Origin of the sequence: Streptomyces sp. SID5469, from assembly GCF_009862865.1 — a bacterium.
In the GTDB taxonomy this organism is placed as follows: domain Bacteria; phylum Actinomycetota; class Actinomycetes; order Streptomycetales; family Streptomycetaceae; genus Streptomyces; species Streptomyces avermitilis.
In genome coordinates, this window is the sequence record NZ_WWIN01000001.1 from 8,545,436 (window position 1) to 8,570,639 (window position 25,204).

Sequence of the window (25,204 nt, forward strand, 5' to 3'; positions counted from 1 at the left end):
GACGTTGCGGACCTCGCGCCCCCGGGCGCGGCGGGGCGCGGTGCCTCACCGGGGCGCCGAACGGGCCCAACCCGCCGGCGCCGACAGCTCGTACTCCAGCTCGTCGAGGCGTGCCCTCACCGGCGCCGTCGGCCGCACCGCCGCCAGCGCACGCCATACGTCGAGATCGTCCTCGCCCCACGGCGCGTGCGCCCAGTCCGCCAGCAGATCGGGGTCGCGGCGCGCGATGAGCGCCGTACGCAGTCCGTCGGCGATCCTGCGCCGCAGCCGGGCCACCGCCGGAGCCTGCGAACCGGGCAGCAACGGACCCGCGTACGCCGCCACGGCCGCCGTGACCGCCCCGGTCCCAAGACGCCGCTCCACGACCGCCACGTCGGACTCCACCGCGGCCGTGAGCCGGTAGGGGCGCGAGGCCAGCAGACCGGGACCGAGGAGGCGGCGCAGCCTGGCCAGTTCGGCGCGCAGCGTCACCGGTGTCACCGACTCGTCCTCGTACAGCGCGCACAGCAGCTCGTCGCCGGTCAGCCCCTCGGGATGGTGGGCCAGCAGCACCAGGATCTCGCTGTGCCGGCGGCTGAGCCGGATCTTCCGCCCGCCCGCGAGGAGCTGTGCCTCGTCGCGGCCCAGCGCGGTCAGTTCGAGCGTGTCCGCCGTGCCGCGCGCCGGCGCGAGCAGCGCCAGCTGGGACTCGGCCGCCCGTGCCACCGCCTGTACGAAGCCGAGGCTGTGCGGATGCGCGAGCCCGTCCCCGCCGGTGATGTCGACCGCGCCGAGCACCCGCCCGGTGCGTGGATCGTGCACCGGCGCCGCCGCGCACGTCCATGGCTGGACCCGCCGGATGAAGTGCTCGGCCGCGAACACCTGCACCGGCCGGTCCAACGCCACAGCGGTCCCCGGCGCGTTCGTCCCGACCGCGCTCTCCGCCCAGCGCGCACCCGGCACGAAGTTCATCCCGTCCGCCCGCTGGCGCACCGCCGGATGCCCCTCGACCCACAGCAGCCTGCCCTGCGCGTCGCACACCGCCAGCAGATGCTCCCCGTCCGCCGCGAACGTGCCCATCAGCTCACGGAACAACGGCATCACCGGTGCGAGCGGGTGCTCCGCCCGGTACGAGCCGAGGTCGCCGTCGGTGAGCTCCACGCTCGCGGTGCCGTCCGGGCCCACCCCGGCCCGCGCGGAACGCCGCCAGGAGTCGGCCACCACGGAACGCACCGGCCGTGGCACCGTGCCCGCCGCCGTGCCCGCCGCTGTGAACGTCTCGTGGGCACGGCGCAGCGCCCGCACACGCTCGGCGGGGTCGGCACCCGGCTCCAGTGCCACCCATGGATCGGACAACTCGGCCTCCCCGGAAGGCGATGCGGCGGCGATGCGGCTGAGGACATCGTCACTCCCGGGTTCGGCACGGACAACCGTTTCGACCACGTCGGCCCGAACGAGCGCATCGTCAGGCGAAGTTGACGAGCCTCATGTACCGGACCCAGTCCCAGTTCGGCCCCGGATCGGTGTGGTCCGTCCCCGGCACCTCGTAGTGGCCGATGATGTGCGCCCGGTCCTTCGGAATGCCGTACTGGGCGCAGATCGCCGCCGTCAGCCTGGCGGACTCCTCGTACAGGGCGTCGGTGAAGTACGCGGGCTGGTCCACCCACCCCTCGTGCTCGATGCCGATGCTGCGCGTGTTGTAGTCCCAGTTGCCCGCGTGCCAGGCGATGTCGCGCTCCCGGACGCACTGCGCGACGTGCCCGTCGGCGGACCGTACGACGTAGTGCGCGGACACGCCCTTCTGTGGGTTCCGGAAGATGTCCAGCGTCGTCGGGTACGTCTCCTGCGTCACGTGGATGACCACGTAGTCGAGGGGATAGCTCGAAGGGCGGCTGGACGCCGTGTAGTTGGACGTGCTGGCCGCCGTCCACTCGGCGGACGGATAGTCGACGGCCCGGGGCTCGGCGCCGGCCTGCGCGGCGGGCAATAACGCGTAGGGGACCGCGGCGACGGCCGCGCCCTTCAGCAGCTGCCGTCTGCTGGGCAGCGCTCTGGCTCGCTCCATGGGGGAAGCACCTTTCTGCGTGGGGGAGAGGAAGGGGGAGGGGGAGTCGTGTGCCGGGTGCTCAACGCCGAAGCCCCGCGGCCCTTTCCCGCGGCCGCGCGTGGGTCGGAGCGCTTCCTCCGGCGGGCGAGTCGATGCGGGCGTCGCTCATGGCTGCACGGCTCCGTTCTGCCGAAGGTCGGGCGAGGGGGTCGCGTCGAGACGGACACGGGCGGTCTCGGCTGTGCGCCCGTGGTGGCGCCGCAACGATCAGCACCACGACCCCGGCCATCATCCACGCGCCGACGACCGGTCCCGGGTACGACACGGGCGTGGTCGGCGCCGCTCCGGAACAGGACCTCGCGCGGCCCGGTCACCTCGCGCCGCAGCCCCGGAATCGTCTCCCTCGACATGTGAAACCCCCCATCCACCAGGACACACAGCCGTCCGCCCGACGGCTGCCCCTCACGTGAATGACGGTACGGCGCTTGCCGGTTGGGCAGGAAGAGCGCGGCGTCTTCGGTGGACAACCACGGGACTGTGGACAACTCCGTCACCCACAAGGGGGATGGAGACACCCATGAGAGGGACGGGGCGCCGGCCTACCGGTGCGTCGCCGCGCGGGCACTGTCCTGTGCCCGTTCCGCCACCGCCGCCGGGTCGTCGAGCACCGCCCGCACCACCGCGTGCGCGGCCCCCAGCAGCGGCCCCTCGGAACCGAGCCGCGAGACGGACACCGCGCAGGCGGGACCGGCCGTGCGCCGGGCCAGCTCCCGTTCCAGCGACGGCAGCAGCCAGGGCGCCAGGCCCGCCAGCGCACCGCCCAGCACGACCGTCTCCGGATCCAGCAGATTGACCGCCCCGGTCAGCGCGATACCGAGCGCGGTCCCGGCGTCGCGCAGCGCCCCGCGTACGTCCTCGTCCCCCTGAGCCGCGCGCTCGGCCAGCAGCCCGACGCGGTCCTCGCCGGGCTCCAGACCGGCCGCGCGCAGCACGGCCTCCTCGCCCGCGTACTGCTCCAGACAGCCGTGCCCGCCGCAGGGGCACTCCGGTCCGTCCGGGTGCACGGGCACATGCCCCAGCTCGCCCGCGAAACCGCGGGTCCCGCGCAGCAGCCGCCCGTCCACGACCACCGCGCCGCCGATGCCGATCTCCGCCGACACATGGAGGAAGTCGCGTGGCGTGCCGTCGCCCAGCCAGAGTTCCGCGAGGCCGCCGAAGTTGGCCTCGTTGTCCACGGTCAGCGGCAGCTCGTCGGGCAGCAGCGCGCCGAGGTCCGTGTCGTGCCAGTCGAGGTTCGGGGCACGGACCACGGTCCTGGCGTCCCGCGCGACCAGACCCGGTACGGCCACGGCGAGGCCCGCGGGCCACAGCCCTTCCTGTTCCGCCTCGGCGACGACCCGGCGCACCAGCCGGGTGAGTTCCCCGATCACCGCCGCGGGCTCCCGGCCCCGGTTGGTGCCGTTCCGTACGGCCCGTGCCCGCACCGCGCCGCGCAGATCGACCGCGCACACGGCGAGGTGGTCGACGCCGATCTCCGCACCGATCCCGGCCGGTCCGCGTCCGCTGACCGCGAGGGCCGAACCCGGGCGTCCCACCCGGCCGGGGCGCTCGGGCCCCAGCTCCTCGAGGAGCCCCGAGCGGATCAGTTCGTCGACCAGGGTGGAGACGGCCGCCCGGGTCAGGCCGATGTGCGAGGCGACGGCGGCGCGGGACAGCGGTCCCTCGGCGCTCACGGTGTGCATCACCCGCGCCAGGTTGCGGCGGCGCATGCCCTGTTGCGTGTCGGGCAGCCGACGGCCCCGGCCGGCCGGGTGTGCCTCGTGCAGCGGTGCGGTCATGCCTCCCTCGAATCTCGTCGGCGCGGGCCTCGACGCGTCAGCGCCGGTCCGGTTCCCGCTCCAGCAGCGGCGCCGCGTCGGAGAGTACCCCGGAGATCCTGGCCAGCGTCGCCTCGTCCCGTTCCACGGCATCGAGCACCGGCCCGTGAGCCGTGTCCCAGCGCCGGGCCACCGCCGCCGGATCCTCGCCCGTCAGCACCCCGGCGGCCTGCGCCGCGGCGCCGAGCGCGACCAGCTCCCTGGCCTCGGGCACCTGAACGGGACGCCCCGACAGCCGGCGTACCGTCTGCTGCCACGCCGTGCCCCGTGCCCCGCCCCCGATGAGCAGCAGCGGAGCCGAGCGGTCCGCGTCCGCGTCGAGTACCAGGTCGAGGGCGCCCAGCAGTGCGTGGACCGCTCCGTCGTAGGCCGCCTGGAGCAGCTGTCCGCCCGTCGTGTCGTGCCGCAGTCCGTGCAGCAGACCCGAGGCGTGCGGCAGATCCGGGGTGCGCTCGCCGTCCAGGTAAGGGAGCAGGGTCACGCCCGTGCCCGGCTCCACCGCCTCCCGGTCCAGGCCGAGCAGCGCGGCGACGCGGTCGACGGCGAGGGTGCAGTTGAGCGTGCAGGCCAGCGGCAGCCAGTCGCCGCGCGCGTCGGCGAAGCCCGCCACGGTCCCGGTGGGGTCGGCGGGGCGCCGGGTCGAGACCGCGTACACCGTGCCGGAGGTGCCGAGGCTCAGTACCGGCGTGCCCGGGCGCAGGCCGAGGCCCAGCGCGGCGGCCGCGTTGTCGCCGGTGCCCGGGGCGACCAGAGTGCCCTTGGAGAACGGCAGGTCATGGCTGTCGCGCACGGTGCCGACGACCTCACCCGGGCGCACCACGCGGGGCAGCAGCGCCGGATCGAGGCCCACATGCGTGAGGACCTCCTCGTCGTACGACTCCGTCGCGGACGCCCACCAGCCCGTACCGGAGACATCACCGCGGTCGGTCGTGCCCTGTCCCGTGAGGCGTTCGGTGAGGTAGTCGTGCGGCAGGCGTACCGCGGCGGTCGCGCGGACCGCCTCGGGCTCGTGCTCCGTCAGCCAGGCCCACTTCGTGACCGTGAACGAGGGGCCCGGCACGCTGCCCGTGCGCTCGGCCCAGGCCTTCGGGCCGCCCAGTTCCTCGATCAGCCGGCGGGCTTGCGGCGCCGAGCGCACGTCGTTCCACAGCAGTGCCGGGCGCACCGGGTCGCCGTGCGCGTCGAGGGTGACGAGGCCGTGCTGCTGGCCGCCGACCGAGATCGCCGCCGCCTCGTGTGCCGCGTCGCCGCACTGGTGCAGGGCCTCGCACAGGGCGTCCCACCACTGCCGCGGATCACTCTCGCGGCCCGCCCCGGCGGAGACGGTGTGGGGCGCCTGGCCGCTCGCCACCACCCGTCCGGTCGATGCGTCGACCACCAGGGCCTTGGTGGACTGGGTGGATGTGTCCACACCGACGACGAGCGGACCCTCGGCTGCTGACATCGGGCTCTCCCTCTTCCGCGGCTCGCGGGATCTGGCCTGTTGGGAACGGAAACACCTCTGGGACCACAACGCCTCTGGGCACCCAGTACCTCTGGAACGAAAACACCTCGTCTCCCGGCGGAGACACATCCTCTCTTCCCAGAGATGCCTCCGCATACTAATTTGTTAACCGCCATGACGAAATAGTCGGAGCAAGCAAGGAGCCGCGACATGAACTACCAGCCCACCCCCGAGGACAGGTTCACCTTCGGCCTGTGGACCGTCGGCTGGCAGGGAAGGGACCCGTTCGGCGACGCCACCCGGCGCGCCCTGGACCCGGTCGAGACGGTGCAGCGCCTCGCCGGGCTCGGTGCCCACGGAGTGACCTTCCACGACGACGACCTGATCCCCTTCGGGTCCTCGGACACCGAGCGCGAGTCGCACATCAAGCGCTTCCGGCAGGCCCTCGACGCCACCGGCATGGCCGTGCCGATGGCCACCACCAACCTCTTCACGCACCCCGTCTTCAAGGACGGGGCGTTCACCGCCAACGACCGGGACGTCCGCCGTTACGCCCTGCGCAAGACGATCCGCAACATCGACCTCGCGGCCGAGCTGGGGGCGAAGACGTACGTCGCCTGGGGCGGCCGGGAGGGTGCCGAGTCCGGCGCCGCCAAGGACGTACGCGTCGCACTCGACCGGATGAAGGAGGCCTTCGACCTCCTCGGCGAGTACGTCACCGCCCAGGGCTACGACCTGCGTTTCGCCATCGAGCCCAAGCCGAACGAGCCGCGCGGCGACATCCTGCTGCCGACCGTCGGCCACGCGCTGGCGTTCATCGAGCGCCTGGAACGCCCGGAGCTGTACGGCGTCAACCCCGAGGTGGGTCACGAGCAGATGGCCGGGCTGAACTTCCCGCACGGCATCGCCCAGGCCCTGTGGGCGGGCAAGCTCTTCCACATCGACCTCAACGGCCAGTCCGGCATCAAGTACGACCAGGACCTGCGCTTCGGGGCGGGCGATCTGCGCGCCGCCTTCTGGCTGGTCGACCTTCTGGAGAGCGCCGGCTACGAGGGCCCGAAGCACTTCGACTTCAAGCCGCCGCGGACGGAGGACCTCGACGGCGTGTGGGCCTCGGCCGCGGGCTGCATGCGCAACTACCTCATCCTCAAGGAGCGTACGGCCGCCTTCCGCGCCGACCCCGAGGTCCAGGAGGCGCTGCGCGCCGCGCGGCTGGACGAGCTGGCGCAGCCCACCGCCGGGGACGGTCTGACGGCGCTGCTCGCCGACCGTACGGCGTTCGAGGACTTCGACGTGGAGGCGGCCGCCGCGCGGGGGATGGCCTTCGAGCAGTTGGACCAGCTGGCGATGGACCACCTGCTGGGGGCGCGTGGCTGATCGCGTTGCGGAGCGGCCATGCGATCGGTCTCCGCGCGGAATTGCTCCGGAATCGTGCGGTCCATGGCATCGGTCCGTATCAACTTCCGCGCGGGGGTCGCGTCATGACCGGTTCGAGGCGACTCTGGACGGTATGGCCATGCCGCCCGTACCGCCTCAGCCGCCGGGAGAGAACCCGCATCCCCACAACGGGGGCTTCGGGCCGCCGCCGGGTGTGCCGCCCGGCGGCCATGGACCACCGACCGATGACTACGGGACGTCGTCCGGGGGGTACGTCTCCAGCGGATACGGTCCGCCGCAGGGCGGCGGGAACTGGTCGTCGGGGCAGGGCGGGGGAGAAGGATGGCCACCCGGACAGGGCGGGGGAGAAGGATGGCCACCCGGGCAGGGCGGGGGAGAAGGATGGCCACCCGGACAGGGCGGGGGCGGAGGATGGCCGCCGCCGCCCTCGGGACCGCCCGGCGGTCCGGGGCGCCGCCGCAACGTGCTCTTCATCGTGCTCGCCGTGGTCGTGACCTTGGGAGCCGTGACCGCCGTGGTGCTGATGGCCAATGGCAGGGGTGACGGCTCGACCGACAAGAAGTCACCCGCCGAGAGCAGCAAGGGCACGGGCCGCTCGCCCACGCCGTCGCTGAGCATCCCGTCCGCGATTCCCAGCGAGATTCCCACGGAACTGCCCTCCGGGTTCCCCTCGAAACTGCCCAGCGGCTTCCCCAGTGGCCTTCCCAGCGACTTTCCCAGCGACTTCCCGAGTGAGTTGCCGAGCGGCCTCGAGTCGCTCTTCGCGGCCCCGGCGGGCGACGAAGTGCCGTACTACATGCTGAAGAAGGGCGACTGCTTCGACACCAGCGTCAGCCGGCCCGGCCAGGCCGCCAAGCGCTCCTGCCGCACGCCGCACGACGCGGAAGTCGTGAAAGTGACGGAGTTGAAGGGCGGTTACGCGACCGACGCCGCGCTGAAGAAGGCGGCGGCGGGCCTGTGCGAGGCGTCGCTGGCGCGCACGGAGGCCCAGCACGCCGCCGGTACCGTGCGTGGCACGCTCGTGCAGTATCCGGACACGGCGGGATACAAGCTCGGCATCGACAAGGTCGCGTGCAGCCTGACCGCGGACGTCGGTGGTGGGGACCGCAAGTTCACCGCGCCGCTGAAGTGAGCCGAAACGAACGCCACGCGCGCGTGGAGGTCCGACAGGAACGGCACGCACGCGTGGAGGCCGAAAACGCGGCTCGGACCACTCCGGCGCGGTCTCTGTCTCTCCTCTCTCCTCCGCCGGATGCGCGCTTCCCAGGGGCAGACGCCCTGGGAACGGCCCCGCCACGCGAGACGTGTGCCGGGGCCGTGGACCTGCGCGGAGCGGACCGTTCAGAGGGCGGCCGGGTGCTCACCGCGGCGTCCGGCGTGGCGGGCCGGGGCCGCGGTGAGCGTCCGAGGAGCGGCCTCGGTCATGATCCAGCCGGCGCCGTGGGCCGTGCCTGTTCCAGACGCTTGCCGATGAACTCGCCGAGCACCGCGGCGCTCGGGTAGTCGAAGGCCATCGTGAGGGGCAACGGGATCCGGAAGGCCGCTTCCAGGGCGTTCTTCAGTTCCACCGCCACCAGGGAGTCCAGGCCCAGTTGCACGAACTCGGTGTACGGACTGATGTCGTCGGCGTCGTCGATGTGCAGCACGTCGGCGACCCGGTGCCGGATGAAGTCGGTGATCTTCTCGACGCGTTCTCCGTCCGGGGACGCCAGCAGCGCATCGAGGTCGAGGGTCCGCGAGGAGGTCCCGTCGGCGCCGACCAGCTCCTGGTAGAAGGCGTTGACCACCGGCTTGGCGGCGGAGAAGCGGTCCCAGTCGCACTCGCCGGCCAGCACCTGCGTCACCGGCTCCCCGAGCAGGGAGACCATGGTGTCCAGGGCCTGCCGCGGTGGAATGAAGACGATGCCCTCGCGTTCCAGCGCCTCGATGTGCCGTGCGTTCAGGCGGGCCGACATACCGGCCTCGGACCACGGCCCCCAGTTGACGCCCAGGGCGGGCAGGTTCTGCGCGGCCCGCCAGTGCAGCAACTGGTCCAGATACGCGTTGGCAGCCGCGTAGTTGGACTGCGACGCCCCGCCGACCACCGCCGCGGCGGAGGAGTAGGCGACGAAGAAGTCCAGCTCGTCGAAGCCCTGAGCGGCCTCGTGCAGCATCCAGCTTCCGTACACCTTCGCCGAGAACAGCGCGTCGATGCTCTCCCACGTCTGTGCGGCGACCGGGGCGTCGTCCAGGCCACCGGCCGTGTGCACGATGCCGCCGAGCGGCTGCGGCGCCGCGTGCAGCGACTCGACGATCCGGTGGACGTCGCCGCTGTCGCCGACGTCGCCGCGCAGGACCGTCACCTCGGCCCTGTCCCGCAGCCGCTCCCACAGCCCGGCGGCGTCCGCGGCCGGCTCCGCCCGCCGGCTGACCAGCGTCAGATACCGGGCACCCTCGTCCACCAGGCGGTGGGCGGTGAGCAGACCGAGCGCGCCGAGACCACCGGTGATCAGATAGTTCCGGTCGGGGCGTACGGGTGCGGTGCCGGGTTCGGCGGGCTGCTCAGGGGAGTCGAAGGCGCTGGGCAGCAGCCTGTGGACGTGGCGGCCGGTCCGGTCGCGGTAGGCCACCTGGAACTCGCCGGTGTCGGCGGCCAGCCACTCCCCGAGCAGCATCTCCTCGGCAGTGCGGCCACCGCCCGCCGGCAGGTCCACCAGGGTGACCCGGTACGACGGGTACTCGTTCAGCAGCACATGGCCGAAGCCCCAGAGAGTGGCGGCCGCGAGGTGTGCGCCGCTGCCCGGCTCGTCACCCGGCAGGACTTGGGCCGCTTCGGTGACCAGCCACAGACGCCTGGCCAGGCCGCCTTCCTCCTGCTCCAACAGGCCGAGCAGCGTGAGCAGATCGCGGTAGTTGTGCTCGCACTCCGCCCGGAGGGACTCGGCACTCACCGGGCCGTCGTCCGACTGCCAGAACCAGCACACGTCCGTCGGCTCACCCGCGCGCACCACGTCCAGTGCCTGCTCGGGGTCCGCCGCGAAGGACAGCCGTACGTCCTGTCCGGCGGCCTGTTCCACGAGCCCGGTGACGTCCTGGGCGGCGCGGTTCACCACCAGAACGTGCCGGGGGCCCGCCACCGTCCGGGCCGTCGGGGGCTGCTCGACCCAACGCGGTTCGTGCAGGAACGCCGACCGGGGACCGGCCGCCTCGTCCTGTGCGCTGGGACCGGTGCCGTTCGGCAGCCAGTAACGCTTGCGGTCGAAGGCGTACAGCGGCAGGTCCACGCGTCGGCCCGGACGACCGTCGTGGAAGCCGTTCCAGTCCACCCGCACTCCGGCGGAGTACAGCTTGGCCACCGCCTGGAGGATGGTGAGCCCCTGCTTCTCCTTCGGGTGCAGGCTGTTGAGCCAGCGGTGCTCCCCGGCGTCGACGCAACTCCGTGCCAGACCGGTCAGCGCGATGGACGGCCCGATCTCCACGAAGACGTGCCTGCCCCGCCGTTCGATGGCCCGCATCCCCGCCTCGAAGTTCACCGGCTCCACGATGTGGCGGACCCAGTACTCCGGCTTCGAGATCTCGGCGACCCGGGCGACCTTGCCGGTGATGTTGGAGACCAGGGTGAGCTGGGGCTGCCGGAACGTGATGTCCTTCAAGGCCTCGCGGAACTCGTCGAGCACCTCTGCCATGAGCGGGGAGTGGAAGGCGTGCGACACCCTCAGCTGTTTGACGTCCAGGCCGCGGCCTCGGAGCGTTTCGCTCACCTCGGCCAGCGAGTCCGTTCCGCCGGATATCACGCACTGACGGGGCGAGTTGACGGCGGCCATGGTGAGGTCCGGGTACGACTCGAGCAACGGGGCGACCTGTTCGGCGGCCTCCGGCACCGCGGCCATCCCACCCGGGGCGGACACGGACTGCATCAGACGGGCGCGAGCGGCCACCAGCGTCACCGCGTCCTCGAGGCTGAACAGCCCCGCGACGGCCGCGGCGACGACCTCACCGATGCTGTGGCCGATCAGCACGCTCGGACGCGCGCCCCACGACAACCACAGCTGCGCCAGGGAGTACTCCAGCGAGAACAACGCGGGCTGGGTGAAACGGGTCTGGTGGATGGCGTCCGGATCGTCGTCCTCGCCGAGCACCAGCGCTCGGATGGAGCGGCCCAGGAGCGGGGCGAACAGCCGGTCGCACTCGTCAAGATGCTCGCGGAAGACGACGAAGCGTTCGTACAGCGGTCGTCCCATCCCGGCATGCTGCGAGCCCTGGCCGGTGAAGAGGAAGGCGGTCTTGCGGGCCCGCTCCGCGGCGATGGACCGTTTCTCGATCTGGCCGAGACCCTTCTTGAGCAGTGCGTCCAGGTCCTCCCGGCCGCCGACGACACCCGCCAGCCGCAGGGGGTGGTGCGCGCGGCCCACGTTGCCCGTGTAGCACAGACTGCCCAGGTCGGTGGAGGGGGAGTCGTCCAGGTGTCGCTGGTACCGCTCGATGAGCTGCTTCAGCGAGCGGTGGTTCTTGGCGGACACCGTGAACACGTGCTGCTCGACCGCCGAGGCGCTGTCCGTGCGGTCCGCCTGGACGGCGGCCGGGGCGGTGGCCGGCTGCTCGGGCACCGGGGGCTCTTCGAGGACGACGGCGGCGATGGTGCCCCCGAAGCCGAAGCTGTTCACCACGGCCCGCCGGGTGTCGGCCTTCCAGGGCCGGTTCTCGGTGGGGACGGTGACGGGGTAGCTGTCCCACGGGATGCGGCCGGAGGGGGTGGTGAAGTTCAGGTGCGGGAAGATGGTCTGCTCGCGCATCTGGAGCAGCGTCTTGATGACGCCCACGAGGCCGGCGACCGGTTCCATGTGCCCGAGGTTCGTCTTGACCGAGCCGACCGTCAGCGGGCGTTCCTTGTCGTGCGACGTGGCGAAGACATCGCTGATGGCGCCCATCTCGATGGGGTCTCCGAGCGGGGTGCCGGTTCCGTGCGCCTCGACGTACTGGATGTCGCTCGGCTGGAGCGACGCCCGCTGGATGGCCGCCCGCATGACCGCTTCCTGGGCGGGCCCGTTGGGCACGGTCAGCCCGGCGCTGTCCCCGTCCTGGCCCACCGCGGAGCCCCGGATGAGGCCGAGGACGGTGTCGCCGTCCCGCTGGGCGTCCGAGAGCCGCTTGAGCACCGCGACGGCGCATCCCTCGGCGCGTACGTAGCCGTCCGCCGACTCGTCGAAGGTCTTGCACTGGGCGTCGGGCGCGAGCATGTTGGCGGCCGAGAAGATCACCGGGATGCGGGGGTGGTGCAGGGCGTTGACCGCGCCGGCCAGCGCGATGTCGCACTCACCTCGGCGCAGCCCCTCGGCCGCGGAGTGCAGCGCGGTGAGCGAGGAGGCGCAGGCGGTGTCCAGGCTCATGCACGGTCCGCGCCAGCCGAGGAAGTACGACAGCCGCCCCGAGAGCGGGAAGAAGGTGATTCCGGAGGCCAGGTGGCCGTCGAGCTCCTCGTACGGGAGGGAGTCCAGTTCCAGGGCGTAGTCGATGGAGCTGGCCCCGATGTAGACCCCTCCGTTGGCGCGGCGCAGCGGGGTCGGGTCGATGTTGGCGTGCTCCAGGGCTTCCCAGGCCGTTTCCAGCAGCAGGCGCTGCTGGGGGTCCATGTACTGCGCCTCTTTGGGCGAGATGTTGAAGAACGGCGCGTCGAACTGGTCTATCCGGTCGAGGAAGCCGCCACCTATGGTGCGGATGCGGCCCGGTTCGTCGTCCTCCCCGCTGCCGTCCGCCACGTAGGTGTCGGTGTCGAAGCGGTCCGTCGGGAAGGGGCCGATGCCCGACCTTCCCTCGCGGAGGAACTCGGCGAACTCGTCAGGTGTGTTGCTGCCACCCGGGAAGCGCAGTCCGATGCCCACCACGGCGATGGGCTCGTGCTTCTCCCGCAGGAGCTTGCTGATGGTCTGCTGCTGCTCCTCGACGGTGTCGAGGGCGGAGCGGAGGCGTTCTTCGACGGGCACGGAGCTGTCGGGCACGGGTGTTCCCTTCCTTGGGCGATGGCGGAGCTGCCCGCCTTGTGGCTGCGGTCGGTCTCAGGACCGGTACAGGTCCTCGAGGGCGTCGCCGGTCAGGTCGTCTTCCAGCGAGCCGTTTTCCGGCGCAGTGCGCCCGTCGGACGCTCCGGGGGTCGCTCTGTCCCGGTCAGCCGCGGGGAGTTCGGATGCGGGTCGAAGCAGGTGCGGTCCGGTGGGAGTTCCTCGTGGTCCTCCGACTGCGGGCCGACCCTGGACGGGGCCGCCACCACGGCCCGCGGGGTGTCGCGGTGTGCGGGCCAGGGCACCGACAGCAGTCCGCGGACGTCGGGGGTCGGTGTGTGCTGCTCAGTCACGGGGTGGCCTCCAACACTTGCGGACTGTCCGGCCGGCACGGGGGCGTGGGTCCATACGAGCACTGCGGACTGATCCGGGCCTGACATTGCACTGACCCTGCGGGTGCCGCGCGCGTCCCGCCCTGCGGGCGGCGCGTCCTGGCGTTCCGCGGCCCGGGAGAGGCTCTGTCCGAGGGCGTGGCGGCTCCGGCGCACACCGGGCCGCGGTCCGGTGACGGCCACCCGCCGGTACGGCACGCGCGGCCGCCCGCATGGCTGTCGCGGCCCCGATGAGGGGGACGGCGGACGGGCGACGGCGCACCGCGCACGGCGGATGGGCGTGCCGCGCACCGCGTACCGGGAAGGGAAGAGCGTCGGGGCGGGTCAACGGCCCGGGGACGGCGGATCGAGGAGACCGCCGGCGGGGCAACCGGCCGTGCGCGGCAGTTCAGCGGCACCGGTGCCGCTGAACTGCCGCCGGTCGGTACCGTTCACCCAACTCAGTACCGATCAGGACCAGTCGGTACCGGTCAGTGTCGGCCGGCGATCTCACCGATCAGCCGGACGGCCGCGCTCACTCCGTCCTCGGCTCGCAGCCGCTCGCCGATCGCGGCCGCCCGCCGCCGTACGTCCTCGCCGACCAGCTGACCGAGCACGCCGGTGAGGTGATCCAGGTCGAACTCCAGGAAGTTGCTGTAGCCGCCGGCACCGAGCCGGGCGACCCGGTCACCCCAGAACGGCTGGTCGCTGAAGACGGTGTAGATCCAGGTGGGCAGGCCGGCCGTCAGGCCCGCGGCGGTGGTGCCCGCGCCTCCGTGGTGCACCACCGCCCGGCACCGCGGGAACAGCCAGTCGTGGTCGATGGCACCGATCAGGCGCACGGTGTCCGGCAGTTCGCCGGTCAGCCCCGACAGGTCGGACCAGCCCGCTCCGACCAGCAGACGCAGCCCGGTTCGCTCCGCGGCGCGCACGATCAGGTCGAGGAGCTTCGGCGGATCCAGCACCGGCATGCTGCCGAATCCCAGGAACACCGGGGGAGGCCCGATGGCGAGCCAGCCGGCCAGCCACTCGGGTATCTCGGCCTCCCCCACACGGCGGCGCACCTCGGACTGGAGCCGCCAGAATCCGGTCATGACGTTCCGCGGCCCCCAGTCGTGCGGTCGGGGGACCACCTCCTCGCTGAACGCCTGGAGCGTCGGCAGACCGAGTTCGACGGTCCAGGTCAGTGCGGCGCTGGGGGCCGGTGGCAGGCCGAGCGACCCTCGGAACTCGTTGATGTCGTCCCGCTTGCCCTGCCAGTACACGTCTTCGGCCACCTGGTGGGTCCCCAGGTTGTACTGCTCGGCGGACTGGTCGGCCGGTACGACCTGCGGAGTCAGCGGCTGAGGGAACTCGTCGGTCAGCAACCACGGCGTCAGATGGCCGAGGACGATGGGCGTTCCGCGGGCCTGGGAGACTGCCAGCGCGTAGTCCTCGGTGTTGACGCCGGTCACCAGGATGTCGGCGCCGTCGGCCGCGGCCAGCACCGACGTGCCGATGGTGTGCCGGGCGTCCGACAGCATCTTCGTGATGCCCCCGAGATACGCCTCCACATTGCCGGCGGCCAGCCACTGCTGGCCCTCCTCGGACCGCAGTACCTCGCGTACTTCCAGGTCCATCTCGATGAACTTGGCGTCCGTCCCGGCCACCAGGCGGCGCGCGTCGCGAGGGGCGGCGAAGGTGACCTCGTGCCCAGCGCTGATCAGCGCCTGGGTGAGCGCGACATACGGTTCGAAGTCACCGCGGCTGCCGGCCGTCGACACACTTACCTTCACGCCGGCACCTCCGCCCTGTCGGACCCGGCCGTGCCGCCGCTGCGGGTTGTCGGCTGCTTCATCTCGGACCTCACTTCGGGTTGGGGGATGAACGGTGCTCGGCCTCGCGCTACCAGGTCACCGGCAGGCACTCCAGGCCGTACACGAGCGTGTCGGTGTGGACCGGGACCTGGTCGCGTCCGATGGCCAGACGCAGGTCGGGGAAGCGGCGGAACACGCTGGTGATGGCGATCTCCAGCTCGGTCCGGGCCAGCGGTCCGCCGGGGCAGAAGTGGGGTCCGTGCCCAAAGGCCAGATGGCGGCTGTTGTCCCGGTGGATGTCGAAGTCCGCCGCGTCGGGGAAGACGGCCTCGTCGTGATTGGCGCCCGGGACAGAGATGACGACGGCGTCGCCGGCCGCGATGCGGGCGTCCCCGACGGACAGGTCCTCGGTGGCCGTTCTGACAACGTTATCCTGGGCTATGGACCAGTACCGCAGCAGTTCGTCGACCACGGGAGTGAGCAGGCGCGGGTCGGCGCGGAGTTCGGCGAGTACCCCGGGTCTGTCGAGCAGGGTGAAGATGCTGAGGGCGATCTGGTTCGCCGTCGTCTCGTGCCCGGCGACGAGCATCAGCCGGACCATGGCCACCAGGTCGTCGTGGGACAGCTGCCCGGGGCGGACGAAATTCACCACCAACCGGCTCAACAGGTCGTCTTTCGGCTCCCGTTCCTTGGCCCGCGCCAACCCGTCGAGGTAGGCGGTGGTGGCGAGAAACGCCTGGACGGCCTTTTCCGGTTCCTTCTGGTTGAGCAGGGCGCTGGTATTTTCCTTGAATTCGCTCATGTCTTCGTCCGGCACTCCGAAGATACGGGCGATCGCGATACAGGGAAGTGGCAGGGCGAACACCGAATGGAAATCGACCGGCTTGGGCATCGCGGCCATCTCGTCGAGTAACTCGTCGGTTATCGACTGAAGGAGTGGGCGAAGGGCCTGCGTGCGGTGGGCGATGAACTCCGCCGCGACCATCTTGCGGTAGGCCCCGTGTTCCGGCGGGTCCATCCGCCAGAACGACACGGCCCGCGGCGGCACGGGAAACAGCAGTCGGTTCGGCCAGTTGGGGTGCTGGTCGTTGACGCTCAGGCGCGGGTCGGCGAGTGCCTGGCGTACGTCCGCGTAGCGGGTGATGAGCCAGGCGGGCTGGTCGCCGCGGAGTAGTACCTGGCGGGGCGGGCCGTCGCGGAACGCGGCGAGGGCGGGTGGTTGGGACATCGGACAGGTGCGGTGCAGCGGCCATGCGGTGGTAACCGCAGCGGTCTGGGTCATGATCCCCCTTCTAGTCTCGCAATTACGCGGATGGCGCGGTGCTCGGCATCAGAAGTTGAATCTGGATACAAACTATTCTGCGTAACTGGGCTGACACGGCGCTGACATGGCGTGGACGTGGTGCGTCAGATTCCGGAACGGGTCCGAAAATGCGTCCAACGCAATGGACAGGACTGCTTACTTGGGCAAGAATCCATGGGGCCGACGCGTCGGCTGTGCGTGCGGACAAACCCAACGGAGGGCTATCCATGACTACCGAGGAGTTATCCGAGTCGGAGCTCGCCGGGGCACCTGCCGCGACTGTCGCGGAACCGCCGCCGCGATGGAGCCCGCTCATTCTCGTGTCGCTCGGCACATTCATCACCGTGCTGGATTTCTTCATCGTGAACGTCGCGGTGCCCGACATTCAGCAGAGTCTGCACGCGAGCTCGGTCGCGGTTCAGTTCGTCCTGGCCGGTTACGGCCTTCCGCTGGCCACCTTGATGATCACTTCGGGCCGGATGGGGGACCTGTACGGCCGGCGGCGGTTGTTCGTGACCGGCCTGGCGTTGTTCACAGCCGCCTCCGCCTGTGCCGGGCTGGCGCAGAGCCCCGCCCAACTCGTGGCGGCGCGGGTGTTCCAGGGCATCGCGGCCTCCCTCGTCACTCCGCAGGTACTGGCCCTGCTGGGCGCCATGTACCAGGGCAGGGCCCGCGCGGTGGCGTTCAACGTCTACGGTCTGGCGATCGGTCTGGCCGCGGTGTTCGGACAGCTGATCGGCGGATCTCTGATCGCGCTGGACCCGGGCGGGCTGGGCTGGCGCGCGATCTTCCTGGTCAACGTTCCGGTCGGGCTGGTCGCCGTGGCGCTGGTGCCGAGGCTGGTTCCCGAGTCCCGTGGGGGCGGGCGGACCAGGCTGGACGTGATCGGCATGCTCCTGGTGATGCTCGGACTTGTGGCGGTCGTGCTGCCGTTGACCGAGGGGCGGGAGCTCGGATGGCCGCTGTGGTCGGTGCTGTGCCTGATCGCGGCGGTGCCGGTGCTGGCCGTCTTCGCGGTGCAGCAGCACCGCGGCACGGTCCGGGGTGGGGCGCCGCTGGTGAACACCACTCTGTTCCGCTCGCGGGCGTTCTCCGTCGGACTGTTCGCCATGATGTTCTACTACGCCACGATGGGCGCGTGCTTCCTGGTGCTCTCCCTGTATCTCCAGCAGGGGCGCGGCATGTCCCCGTTGGGTTCCGGTCTGCTGTACCTGCCGCTGGGTGCCGGCTTCTTCGCGGCGACGGCACTGGCCGGCCGCCTGGTCGGGCGACTGGGGCGGCAGGCTCCGGCGGTCGGCGCGCTGCTCGTCGTCGTCGGCTACGGCACGCTGGCTGTTCTGGTCTCGGGGATCGGCGTCGGCGGGCGGGTCGAGTGGCTCGCGGGACCGTTGCTGGTGGCCGGTCTGGGGATGGGGCTGACCATGGCGCCCCTGTCCTCGATGGTGCTCGCCCCCATCACCGCGGACCATGCGGCCGCCGCCTCGGGTGTACTCACCACCGCTCAGGAGATCGGCGCGACCGTGGGCACGGCGCTGATCGGCAGCATCTTCTTCCGGATGGTCGGCGACCACACACAAGCCCCCGCGACGTCGCATGCCTTCAGCGTCTGCCTGGCGGTGCTGGTGGCGTTCGACCTGCTGGTCGTGGTGCTGGTGCAGCTCATGGGCAAGGCCTCGGAACCGGCGTCCGACTGAGGACGGGGACGGTGAGACGGGGGGTGCGGCACCCAGGCGTTGGGTCAGTCCTGGAACCACTGACGGCCGCCCTTGAGGGACGGCCGCCGAGGAGCGCCCGTAGGGGCGCGGGAAAGCGCGCGATCAGCCACAGGCTGCCCGCACCTTACGACTGCCGCCGCACCTCCTCGACCGTCACCGGCCGATGCGAGTGCAGCGACAGCGTGCACGCCTCGGCGATCCAGCCCGCCTCCAGGGCGTCGGCGACCGTGCAGGGGGAGGGGCGCCGACCGGCGACGACCTCGGTGAACGCGGTGAGTTCGGCGCGGTAGGCGGCGGCGAAGCGGTCCATGAAGAAGTCGTGCGGGGTGCCGGCCGGGAACGAGGTGCCGGGCTCGACGGAGCGCAGCGGCAGCCGGTCCTCCAGGCCCACGGCGATGCTGTCCCGGAAGCCGTGCAGCTCCATGCGGACGTCGTGACCCCGGGCGTTGTGGCGGCTGTTGGAGACGACGGCCAGCGTGCCGTCGTCGAGGGTGAGGACCGCGGCCGTGGTGTCGGCGTCACCCGCGGCGGCGATGTAGTCGGCACCGCGGTTGCCGCCGGTGGCGTACACCTCGACGACCTCGCGCCCGGTCACCCAGCGGATGATGTCGAAGTCGTGCACCGAGCAGTCGCGGAAGATGCCTCCGGAGGCGGCGACGTACGCGGGCGGCGGCGGGGCCGGGTCGAGCGTGGTGGACCGTACGGTGTGCAGTGCGCCCAGTTCACCGCTCGCGACGGCGGCGCGCGCGGCCACGAACCCGGCGTCGAAACGGCGGTTGTAGCCGATCTGGATCTCGACCCCGGCATCCCGGACCGCTTCGAGCACCGCGACGCCTTCGCGCATGGTGCGCGCGACGGGCTTCTCGCAGAAGACCGGTACGCCCGCCTCGACCGCGGCCAGGACGAGACCCGGGTGGGCGTCGGTCGCCGCGGCGACCACCACCCCGTCCACGCCCGCGGCCAGGACGGCCTCCGGCGAGTCCGCCACCTCGGCGCCGAACCGCTCGGCGGCGCTCTTCGCCGCGTCCGTGAAGGGGTCGGTGACCACGAGGGACGTGACCGCCGGCAGACCCGAGAGGGTCTCGGCGTGGAACGCGCCGATCCGGCCAAGACCCATGATGCCGATACGCATGTGCTGCCTTTCGATGGTGCTGTGGTGGTGTTCAGTCCAGGGCGCCGAGCACGTTCTGGTCCCAGTCGATGACCGATCCGGTGACGACACCGCTGCGGTCGGAGAGGAGCAGGACGACGAAGTCGGCGATCTCGTCCGGATCGCCGAGCCTGCCCATCGGCAGCCCCCGGCCCGCCCTCTCGCGCCAGTCGTCGCCCGCGCCGTGGAAGGCCCGCTGGGTCGCGTCCTCGCCCTCGGTGGCCGTCCAGCCGATGTTCAGCGCGTTGACGCGGATACGGTCCCAGCGGTGGGCGTGCGCCGCGTTGCGGGTCAGCCCCGCGAGCCCGGCCTTGGCGGTGGAATAGGCGGTCAGGTTGGGTGGGCCGCCGTGGGCGCAGTTCGAGCCGATGTTGACGATGGTGCCCGGCGCCTCGCGCTCCAGCATGTCCGCGACGGCGGCCTGCATGGCGAAGAACGGGCCCTTGAGATTGATCGCCAGATGGGCGTCGAACAGCTCGGGCGTCGTCTCCAGCAGGGTTCCGCGCGAGGTGAGCCCCGCCGCGTTGACCAGACAGTCGATCCGGCCGTGCGCCTCGATCACCCGGGCCACGCTCCCGCGCGCCTGCCCGGCGTCGGCGAGGTCGACCCGCACGTACGCCGCCTCGCACCCGGCCGCGCGCAGCTCGCCCACCAGCGCCTCGCCGGGTTCCGGGCGCCGCCCGGTGACGGTCACCGCGGCGCCCTCGCGGGCGGCGGCCCGGGCGACCGCGGCGCCGATGCCCTGGCTGCCCCCGTTGACCAGAACGATCTTGCCGTCGAGGAGGCCGCCCGTGTCGTCCAGAAGTCTCTTGCCGCTGTCGTGGAGATGTCCCATGTCGCTCGTTTCCTCAGCTGGTGCGGCGCTCGGCGCCGGCGTTCAGTGCCTCGCGCAGCGCGTCCGCCGTCCACTCCTCGCGCAGCGCACGCCGTACGAGGTCGGCTTGCGACGGCGGAGCCAGCCCGCCGACGGGCGGGTCGCGGTCGAGGTTGGTGGGGAAGGGGTAGCCCTCGGCGCAGGCCGCCACGACGGTGTCCAGCCACTCCACGCTCGCGCCCCCGGCCTTGCGGGTGAGCAGCGCGGGGTAGACCGCGTTCACCACGGTCGCGCGGTCGACGGTCTCCATGGCCCGCCCGAAGGCGGACGAGACCTGGAGAAGATTGGCCATGCGCCTGATGTCCGACGACCGGTTCGTCCCGGCCGCGTGGAACAGCGCCGGGTTGAAGAACACCGCATCGCCCTCGGCCAGCGGAAGCTGGACGTGACGGGACTCGAAGTACGCCTGGAAATCGGGCAGTCGCCAGGCCAGATAGCCGGGCTCGTACGTCTGCGAGTACGGCAGGTACATCGTCGGCCCGGACTCGACAGGCATGGCGCAGTGCGCGACCGCGCCCTGGAGGGTCAGCGCGGGGGAGAGGCGGTGGACGTGCGCCGGGTACGTGGCCGCCACCGCGTTGGACAGGAGGCCCAGGTGGTAGTCGCGGTGGACGGACTGGGCGGCGCCGCCGGGGTTGACCACGTTGATCTGCGAGGTGATCTGGTAGCCGGGCCCGAGCCACGCCTGCGAGACAAGGGCGATGACGTCGTTGGCGTAGTAGTCGGCGAACGCCTCCGGCGCGTGGACGGCCAGCTTCTGCAGCGCGTTCCAGACCCGGTCGTTCGCACCCGGTGCGGCGAAGTGGTCGCCGGCGACCGTGCCGGATGCCCGCTGGGCAGTGATGAGCGCGTCGAAGGCGGCGGTGGCGCGCGCCACGACCGACGGGTCGGGGAAGGCGCGCCGGAACACGACGACGCCGGGCCCCTCACTGAAGGCACGGACCAACTCGGCCTGGACGTGACGGAGTTCGTGGGCGGCGACGGCGGACCGCAGCCGGTCGCTGTCGTAGAAGAGGACGTTGCGCTCCACGGCGTCGGCGTACGGATAGTCGTCCGCGTCGGTCGTGCGCTCGACCAGGACACGGAAGGCGTCGAGGTCGCAGTCCTCCTCGGCGAGCCAGGACGGGCGTACGTCGGTGGTGGGGGACATCGTCGTCCTTTCGTGCCGGGTGCTGCCATTCTTGTGAGCCGGAACCCCTCGAACAACCAGCAGTGACCCGTCAAAAACCCCTCAAGGAGTCCCTTCCATGGGCCACCCCTATCCGCTGCGGGAGATCGCCCGCCAGGCGGGCCTGAGCGAGGCCACCGTCGACCGGGTCCTCAACGGCCGGGGCGGGGTGCGCGAGAGCACCGCGCGCGAGGTGCACCGGGCGATCGCCGACCTGGACCGGCAGCGGACCCAGGTCAGGCTGGTCGGCCGCACCTTCATGATCGACATAGTGATGCAGACGCCCGAACGGTTCTCCACCGCCGTGCGCGCCGCGCTGGAGGCCGAGCTGCCCGCCCTGCGCCCGGCCGTCATGCGGTCGCGCTTCCACTTCCGTGAGACGGGCCCGGTGGCCGAGCTGGTCGCGACCCTGGATCGGATCGCCCGACGCGGCTCCCAGGGCGTGATCCTCAAGGCGCCGGACGTCCCCGACGTCACCGCGGCGGTCGGCCGGCTCGTGTCCGCGGGCATCCCCGTGGTGACCCTGGTGACCGATCTGCCGGCCAGCGGACGGCTCGCGTACGTCGGCATCGACGACCGGGCCGCGGGCGCCACGGCCGCGTATCTGATGGGCCAGTGGCTCGGTGACCGTTCCGGCAATGTGCTCACCAGCATCAGCAGCGGCTTCTTCCGTAACGAGGAGGAGCGCGAGATGGGCTTCCGCGCCGCCATGCGGGCCCTGCACCCGCGCCGCACGCTGGTCGAGGTCGCCGAGGGGCAGGGCCTGGACGCCACGCAGTACGACCTGGTCGTCGCCGCCCTCGAACGCGATCCGGAGATCCGCGCGGTCTACTCGATGGGCGGCGGCAATGTCGCCACGCTGCGGGCGTTCGAGGCGACGGGCCGCCGCTGCCAGGTGTTCATCGCGCACGACCTCGACCACGACAACACCCGGCTGCTGAGGGAACACCGACTGTCCGCCGTGCTCCACCACGACCTGCGCCAGGACATGCGCGAGGCCTGCCGCACCGTGATGCGGGCCCATGGCGCCCTGCCGCCCGCGGGGCCCGTGCTGCCGTCGCCGATCCAGGTGGTGACCCCGTACAACATGCCGACTGTGGCCGAGGCGACTCCCGCCGCCGCGGACTGAGACACCTGCGGCTCGTGCGCCGCGAGGCCGTGGCCGAGAGTGCTGGCCGGCTCCCGTTTCGACGGTGACCGCGGGGTACCCGCGAGGGGAGAGGAACCATGAGGGATACGGGGGACACGGGGGATCCGGGGGACACGAGGGAGAGGATGCGCCGTGAACACGCAATCGCCGCCGGCTTCGGAAGTCCAGGTGGTACTCACCGACTGCTCCGCCACGGACGCCGGACATCTCTTCGACGCCCTGCGCAGGCGCTTCGAATGTGACCGCGAGGACAGCGACAGCCCTGCTGAGACCCCGACCGCCTGGACGGCCACGTTCGACACGGCCGCCGTGTGCCCGCCCGCGTCGGGGGCGTCGGTGCCCCTCTCGGGTCCGGTGACGGCCGAGGTCCAGGGCAGCCCGCACGCCGTACGAGAGCTGGAGGACGCCCTGGCGGACGTCTTCACCGTGCACGAGGTGGGCTCGGTCTCCGGCGATCAGGAGGTCGAGGTGGAGCTGCGGCTGGAACCGCGCGGGTGAGAGGACGGGCCTCCTGACGGCGGCGCACCCGACGGGCCGACGGGCGCAGCCGATGCGCCGCCGCGGCTCGGCCAGGGACCCGGCCGCGCCCGGTGGCCTCCTGCCCGGCACGATGCTGTCGCCGCCCGGTGGCCCCTGGGGCCACCTGCCCCTGCCCGGGGCGATGGCGTCGCCCGCCGCACCGTCGTGCGATCCGCTCTGCCCCGCCTCCTCGGTTCTTCTCGCCTTGGCCGACCGGACCGGTCGCCGTCGGCCCCGCCGCGGGCCCTGTGGGGAACGCATGGCCCTGAGGTCGGCGGAGCGGCAGCCGCACCGTGCGGCCGCCGGCCTCCCCGCGGGCCCTGTGGGGAACCCCGCGGACCCTCAGCTAGGCGGAGCCGCCACCCGCAGTGGCACGGGGGCTGCCGTCGGTGGGAGTTCGGCGGCGCGGTCGGTGATGTCCGCCCACCAGGCGGCGCCGTCCTCGATGTACCGCAGCAGTACGCCTTCCCGGATGGCCCACGGACAGAGGGTCACCCTGCTGACCCCGGTCGTCTTCATCACCGTGTGCCCCACGATCGCCCCGGCCAGGCTCTGCCGGGCCCGCGGCGCGGAGATGCCCGGCAGCAGGTAGCGCTCGGCCGCCGGCAGCGCGGTCAGCCGGTCGAGACAGCCGCGCAGCTCGCGGCGCTCCAGATGCCGGTCCACGAACGGCCCCTGACGGCCGGGCGCCGCCCCGCACAGCCGGCCCAGCTGCTGAAACGTCCGCGAGGTCGCCACGACGGTACGCGGCCCCTCCCACCGGATCCGCGCGGCCACATCCCGCAGCTGATGCCGGACCTTGCGGCGCAGCGCCTTGACCATCGCGGCGGACGGCAGATCCTCGCCCTCGAAGAACTCCCGGGTCAGCCGGCCCGCGCCGAGCGGCAGCGAGGCCACGAAGTCCGGCAGCCGCCCGCGACCGAAGGCCACTTCCAGTGAGCCGCCCCCGATGTCGAACAGCGCGAGCGGCCCCGCGCGCCAGCCCATCCACCGCCGGGCCCCCAGGAAGGTGAGCTCGGCCTCCTCCTCCCCGGGCAGCGTGCACAGCCGCACCCCGGTCTCCGCCCGGACGGCGCGCAGCACCTCCAGCCGGTTCGGCGCACCGCGCACCACCGCCGTCGCGAAGGCCAGCGGTCCGGCGGCGCCCCACTTCCGCGCCGTCTCATCGGCCGCGGCGACCGCCCCGACGAGTCTGTGCACGGCTTCCTCGGGAATCCTCCCGTCGGGCCCCACCACTTCGGACAGCCGTAACCTCCACTTGGCCGTGTGCACCGGCAGCGGTACGCCGCCCTCCGCGTCCGCCACCACCAGCCGCACCGTGTTCGAACCCACGTCCACCACACTCATCCGCATGCGCGGGACGTACCCGCCCCCACGCTCCGGACACCCTGATCGACCCCGACGAGGGCGGGGAACCCGGCCGCCGTGCACGAAGACCACTCCGGCACCACGCATCCCACGCGTGTGGAGTGCTGTCTTCTGGGCACTCAGGAACAAGTGGGCCAGACATTCAGCAAACATGAAAATACGCCACAGATCGGAGGTGTCCGATGGGAATGCCAGCCGGGCCCTACCTGCTGACACCGCCGGGCGTCTACGCACCGCAACACGACACCGACCTTTTGGCCCGCGCCTTGCGCCGGGAGGACATAGACACCTCGACGGAGGTACTCGACCTCGGTACCGGAAGCGGCGCGCTCGCCGTGCACGCCGCGCGCCTCGGCGCCCGGGTGACGGCCGTCGACATCTCCCGGCGCGCCGTGCTCACCGCTCGCCTGAACGCGCTGCTCGCCGGCCGGCGCGTCACCGTCCGCCGGGGTGACCTGACCGCGGCCGTGCCGGGACGCTCGTACGACCTCGTGGTGAGCAACCCGCCGTACGTGCCGTCACCTTCGGCCCGGCTGCCGAGCCGGGGAGCGGCCCGCGCCTGGGACGCCGGACACGACGGCCGGGCGTTCGTCGACCGTATCTGCGACACGGCGCCGGCCGCGCTGCGGGCCGGGGGAGCGCTGCTGATCGTGCACTCCGCGCTCTGCGGCACGCGGCCCACCCTGGACCGGCTGGCCGCCGCCGGGCTCGACGCCTCGGTCACCGACCGCGCCTTCGTCCCCTTCGGCCCTGTGCTGCGTGCCCGCCGGGCGTGGCTGCGCCGCCAGGGCCTGCTGACCGACGAGAACCTGGAAGAACTGGTGGTCATCCGTGCCGAACACTCCTGAGCGACCGCGCCGCGTCACCGTCGACCGGGACGGACCCCTGCTCGTCGAGGGCCCGGTCGAGGTGGTCTGCGAGGACGGCACGGTCGTCACCTCGCGACGGTTCAAGGTCGCGATCTGCACCTGCCGCCGCAGCCGTGCGTACCCCTGGTGCGACACCAGCCACCGCCGCCGGGTGAAGGGGGACACGCCGTGAGGAGTCCTGAACTCCCCACCCCACGAGGT

The 25,204-nt window shown here is 72.0% G+C and carries 19 protein-coding genes; 7 read left to right on the forward strand and 12 right to left on the reverse strand.

Features of this window, described 5'->3' with window-relative positions; translation table 11 throughout:
• Positions 1 to 45 precede the first annotated feature (45 nt).
• The 4 genes from GTY58_RS37240 to xylB form a co-directional block, all read right to left on the reverse strand.
• Positions 46 to 1,335, reverse strand: coding sequence for a helix-turn-helix domain-containing protein (locus GTY58_RS37240; protein ID WP_010988573.1), 1,290 nt, complete (start codon positions 1,333 to 1,335; stop codon positions 46 to 48).
• A gap of 109 nt (positions 1,336 to 1,444) precedes the next feature.
• Complete coding sequence (locus tag GTY58_RS37245) at positions 1,445 to 2,044, reverse strand: N-acetylmuramoyl-L-alanine amidase (RefSeq protein WP_010988574.1); 600 nt, start codon at positions 2,042 to 2,044, stop codon at positions 1,445 to 1,447.
• A 581-nt stretch (positions 2,045 to 2,625) separates the two neighbouring features.
• Positions 2,626 to 3,864, reverse strand: coding sequence for an ROK family transcriptional regulator (locus tag GTY58_RS37255; protein WP_010988575.1), 1,239 nt, complete (start codon positions 3,862 to 3,864; stop codon positions 2,626 to 2,628).
• Positions 3,865 to 3,901: 37 nt separating this feature from the next.
• On the reverse strand, positions 3,902 to 5,347 hold the full coding sequence (gene xylB, locus GTY58_RS37260) for a xylulokinase (RefSeq protein ID WP_010988576.1): 1,446 nt from the start codon (positions 5,345 to 5,347) through the stop codon (positions 3,902 to 3,904).
• 210 nt (positions 5,348 to 5,557) lie between these two features.
• Between xylB and xylA the strand changes: the two genes are divergently transcribed.
• The gene (gene xylA, locus GTY58_RS37265; RefSeq protein WP_010988577.1) at positions 5,558 to 6,724 is read left to right on the forward strand and encodes a xylose isomerase; all 1,167 of its coding nucleotides are present in this window, start codon (positions 5,558 to 5,560) and stop codon (positions 6,722 to 6,724) included.
• Between the two features lie 484 nt (positions 6,725 to 7,208).
• Entirely contained in the window at positions 7,209 to 7,877 is a 669-nt protein-coding gene (locus GTY58_RS39925; RefSeq protein WP_063774021.1) for a hypothetical protein, read from the forward strand.
• 289 nt (positions 7,878 to 8,166) lie between these two features.
• Here GTY58_RS39925 and GTY58_RS37275 read toward each other — a convergent pair whose 3' ends face one another.
• The 4 genes from GTY58_RS37275 to GTY58_RS37290 all read right to left on the reverse strand — a co-directional run bounded on the left by GTY58_RS37275 (position 8,167) and on the right by GTY58_RS37290 (position 16,169).
• Entirely contained in the window at positions 8,167 to 12,720 is a 4,554-nt protein-coding gene (locus tag GTY58_RS37275) for a type I polyketide synthase (RefSeq protein ID WP_010988579.1), read from the reverse strand.
• 92 nt (positions 12,721 to 12,812) lie between these two features.
• Positions 12,813 to 13,073: a hypothetical protein gene (locus GTY58_RS37280; protein WP_037647058.1), complete on the reverse strand. Its 261-nt coding sequence runs from the start codon at positions 13,071 to 13,073 to the stop codon at positions 12,813 to 12,815.
• A 509-nt stretch (positions 13,074 to 13,582) separates the two neighbouring features.
• The gene (locus tag GTY58_RS37285) at positions 13,583 to 14,866 is read right to left on the reverse strand and encodes a glycosyltransferase (RefSeq protein ID WP_010988580.1); all 1,284 of its coding nucleotides are present in this window, start codon (positions 14,864 to 14,866) and stop codon (positions 13,583 to 13,585) included.
• A 109-nt stretch (positions 14,867 to 14,975) separates the two neighbouring features.
• Positions 14,976 to 16,169 (reverse strand): cytochrome P450, encoded by a 1,194-nt coding sequence (locus tag GTY58_RS37290; protein WP_010988581.1) that lies wholly within the window; start codon positions 16,167 to 16,169, stop codon positions 14,976 to 14,978.
• Between the two features lie 341 nt (positions 16,170 to 16,510).
• Here GTY58_RS37290 and GTY58_RS37295 point away from each other — a divergent pair, with 341 nt between their 5' ends.
• Entirely contained in the window at positions 16,511 to 17,884 is a 1,374-nt protein-coding gene (locus GTY58_RS37295; RefSeq protein WP_159045183.1) for an MFS transporter, read from the forward strand.
• A gap of 145 nt (positions 17,885 to 18,029) precedes the next feature.
• Here GTY58_RS37295 and GTY58_RS37300 read toward each other — a convergent pair whose 3' ends face one another.
• From GTY58_RS37300 to GTY58_RS37310, 3 genes are read right to left on the reverse strand one after another with little or no spacing between them, the layout of a single operon-like run.
• Complete coding sequence (locus GTY58_RS37300; RefSeq protein WP_010988583.1) at positions 18,030 to 19,037, reverse strand: Gfo/Idh/MocA family oxidoreductase; 1,008 nt, start codon at positions 19,035 to 19,037, stop codon at positions 18,030 to 18,032.
• 31 nt (positions 19,038 to 19,068) lie between these two features.
• Positions 19,069 to 19,890 (reverse strand): SDR family oxidoreductase, encoded by an 822-nt coding sequence (locus GTY58_RS37305; RefSeq protein WP_010988584.1) that lies wholly within the window; start codon positions 19,888 to 19,890, stop codon positions 19,069 to 19,071.
• A 13-nt stretch (positions 19,891 to 19,903) separates the two neighbouring features.
• Complete coding sequence (locus tag GTY58_RS37310; RefSeq protein WP_010988585.1) at positions 19,904 to 21,079, reverse strand: phytanoyl-CoA dioxygenase family protein; 1,176 nt, start codon at positions 21,077 to 21,079, stop codon at positions 19,904 to 19,906.
• Between the two features lie 97 nt (positions 21,080 to 21,176).
• Between GTY58_RS37310 and GTY58_RS37315 the strand changes: the two genes are divergently transcribed.
• Both GTY58_RS37315 and GTY58_RS37320 read left to right on the forward strand, forming a co-directional pair.
• Positions 21,177 to 22,226 (forward strand): LacI family DNA-binding transcriptional regulator, encoded by a 1,050-nt coding sequence (locus GTY58_RS37315; protein WP_010988586.1) that lies wholly within the window; start codon positions 21,177 to 21,179, stop codon positions 22,224 to 22,226.
• 153 nt (positions 22,227 to 22,379) lie between these two features.
• Positions 22,380 to 22,745 (forward strand): hypothetical protein, encoded by a 366-nt coding sequence (locus tag GTY58_RS37320; RefSeq protein WP_010988587.1) that lies wholly within the window; start codon positions 22,380 to 22,382, stop codon positions 22,743 to 22,745.
• A gap of 363 nt (positions 22,746 to 23,108) precedes the next feature.
• Here the strand turns inward: GTY58_RS37320 and GTY58_RS37325 are convergent, their stop codons facing one another.
• Positions 23,109 to 24,119 carry a hypothetical protein gene (locus GTY58_RS37325; RefSeq protein WP_010988588.1) on the reverse strand — a complete coding sequence of 337 codons (1,011 nt, stop codon included), beginning with the start codon at positions 24,117 to 24,119 and terminating at the stop codon, positions 23,109 to 23,111.
• Positions 24,120 to 24,316: 197 nt separating this feature from the next.
• Here GTY58_RS37325 and GTY58_RS37330 point away from each other — a divergent pair, with 197 nt between their 5' ends.
• Both GTY58_RS37330 and GTY58_RS37335 read left to right on the forward strand, forming a co-directional pair.
• On the forward strand, positions 24,317 to 24,982 hold the full coding sequence (locus tag GTY58_RS37330) for a HemK2/MTQ2 family protein methyltransferase (RefSeq protein ID WP_010988589.1): 666 nt from the start codon (positions 24,317 to 24,319) through the stop codon (positions 24,980 to 24,982).
• Positions 24,966 to 25,175, forward strand: a complete 210-nt coding sequence (locus tag GTY58_RS37335) for a CDGSH iron-sulfur domain-containing protein (RefSeq protein ID WP_010988590.1) — start codon at positions 24,966 to 24,968, stop codon at positions 25,173 to 25,175. The genes GTY58_RS37330 and GTY58_RS37335 overlap by 17 nt, the downstream gene beginning before the upstream one ends.
• Positions 25,176 to 25,204 lie beyond the last annotated feature (29 nt).

Excerpts from the sequence above, each read along its gene's own strand:
- GTY58_RS37245 (WP_010988574.1), bottom strand. The coding sequence starts at position 2,044 with ATGGAGCGAGCCAGAGCGCTGCCCAGCAGACGGCAGCTGCTGAAGGGC.
- GTY58_RS37255 (WP_010988575.1), bottom strand. The coding sequence starts at position 3,864 with ATGACCGCACCGCTGCACGAGGCACACCCGGCCGGCCGGGGCCGTCGG.
- xylB (WP_010988576.1), bottom strand. The coding sequence starts at position 5,347 with ATGTCAGCAGCCGAGGGTCCGCTCGTCGTCGGTGTGGACACATCCACC.
- xylA (WP_010988577.1), top strand. The coding sequence starts at position 5,558 with ATGAACTACCAGCCCACCCCCGAGGACAGGTTCACCTTCGGCCTGTGG.
- GTY58_RS37290 (WP_010988581.1), bottom strand. The coding sequence starts at position 16,169 with ATGACCCAGACCGCTGCGGTTACCACCGCATGGCCGCTGCACCGCACC.
- GTY58_RS37300 (WP_010988583.1), bottom strand. The coding sequence starts at position 19,037 with ATGCGTATCGGCATCATGGGTCTTGGCCGGATCGGCGCGTTCCACGCC.
- GTY58_RS37305 (WP_010988584.1), bottom strand. The coding sequence starts at position 19,890 with ATGGGACATCTCCACGACAGCGGCAAGAGACTTCTGGACGACACGGGC.
- GTY58_RS37310 (WP_010988585.1), bottom strand. The coding sequence starts at position 21,079 with ATGTCCCCCACCACCGACGTACGCCCGTCCTGGCTCGCCGAGGAGGAC.
- GTY58_RS37315 (WP_010988586.1), top strand. The coding sequence starts at position 21,177 with ATGGGCCACCCCTATCCGCTGCGGGAGATCGCCCGCCAGGCGGGCCTG.
- GTY58_RS37325 (WP_010988588.1), bottom strand. The coding sequence starts at position 24,119 with ATGCGGATGAGTGTGGTGGACGTGGGTTCGAACACGGTGCGGCTGGTG.
- GTY58_RS37330 (WP_010988589.1), top strand. The coding sequence starts at position 24,317 with ATGGGAATGCCAGCCGGGCCCTACCTGCTGACACCGCCGGGCGTCTAC.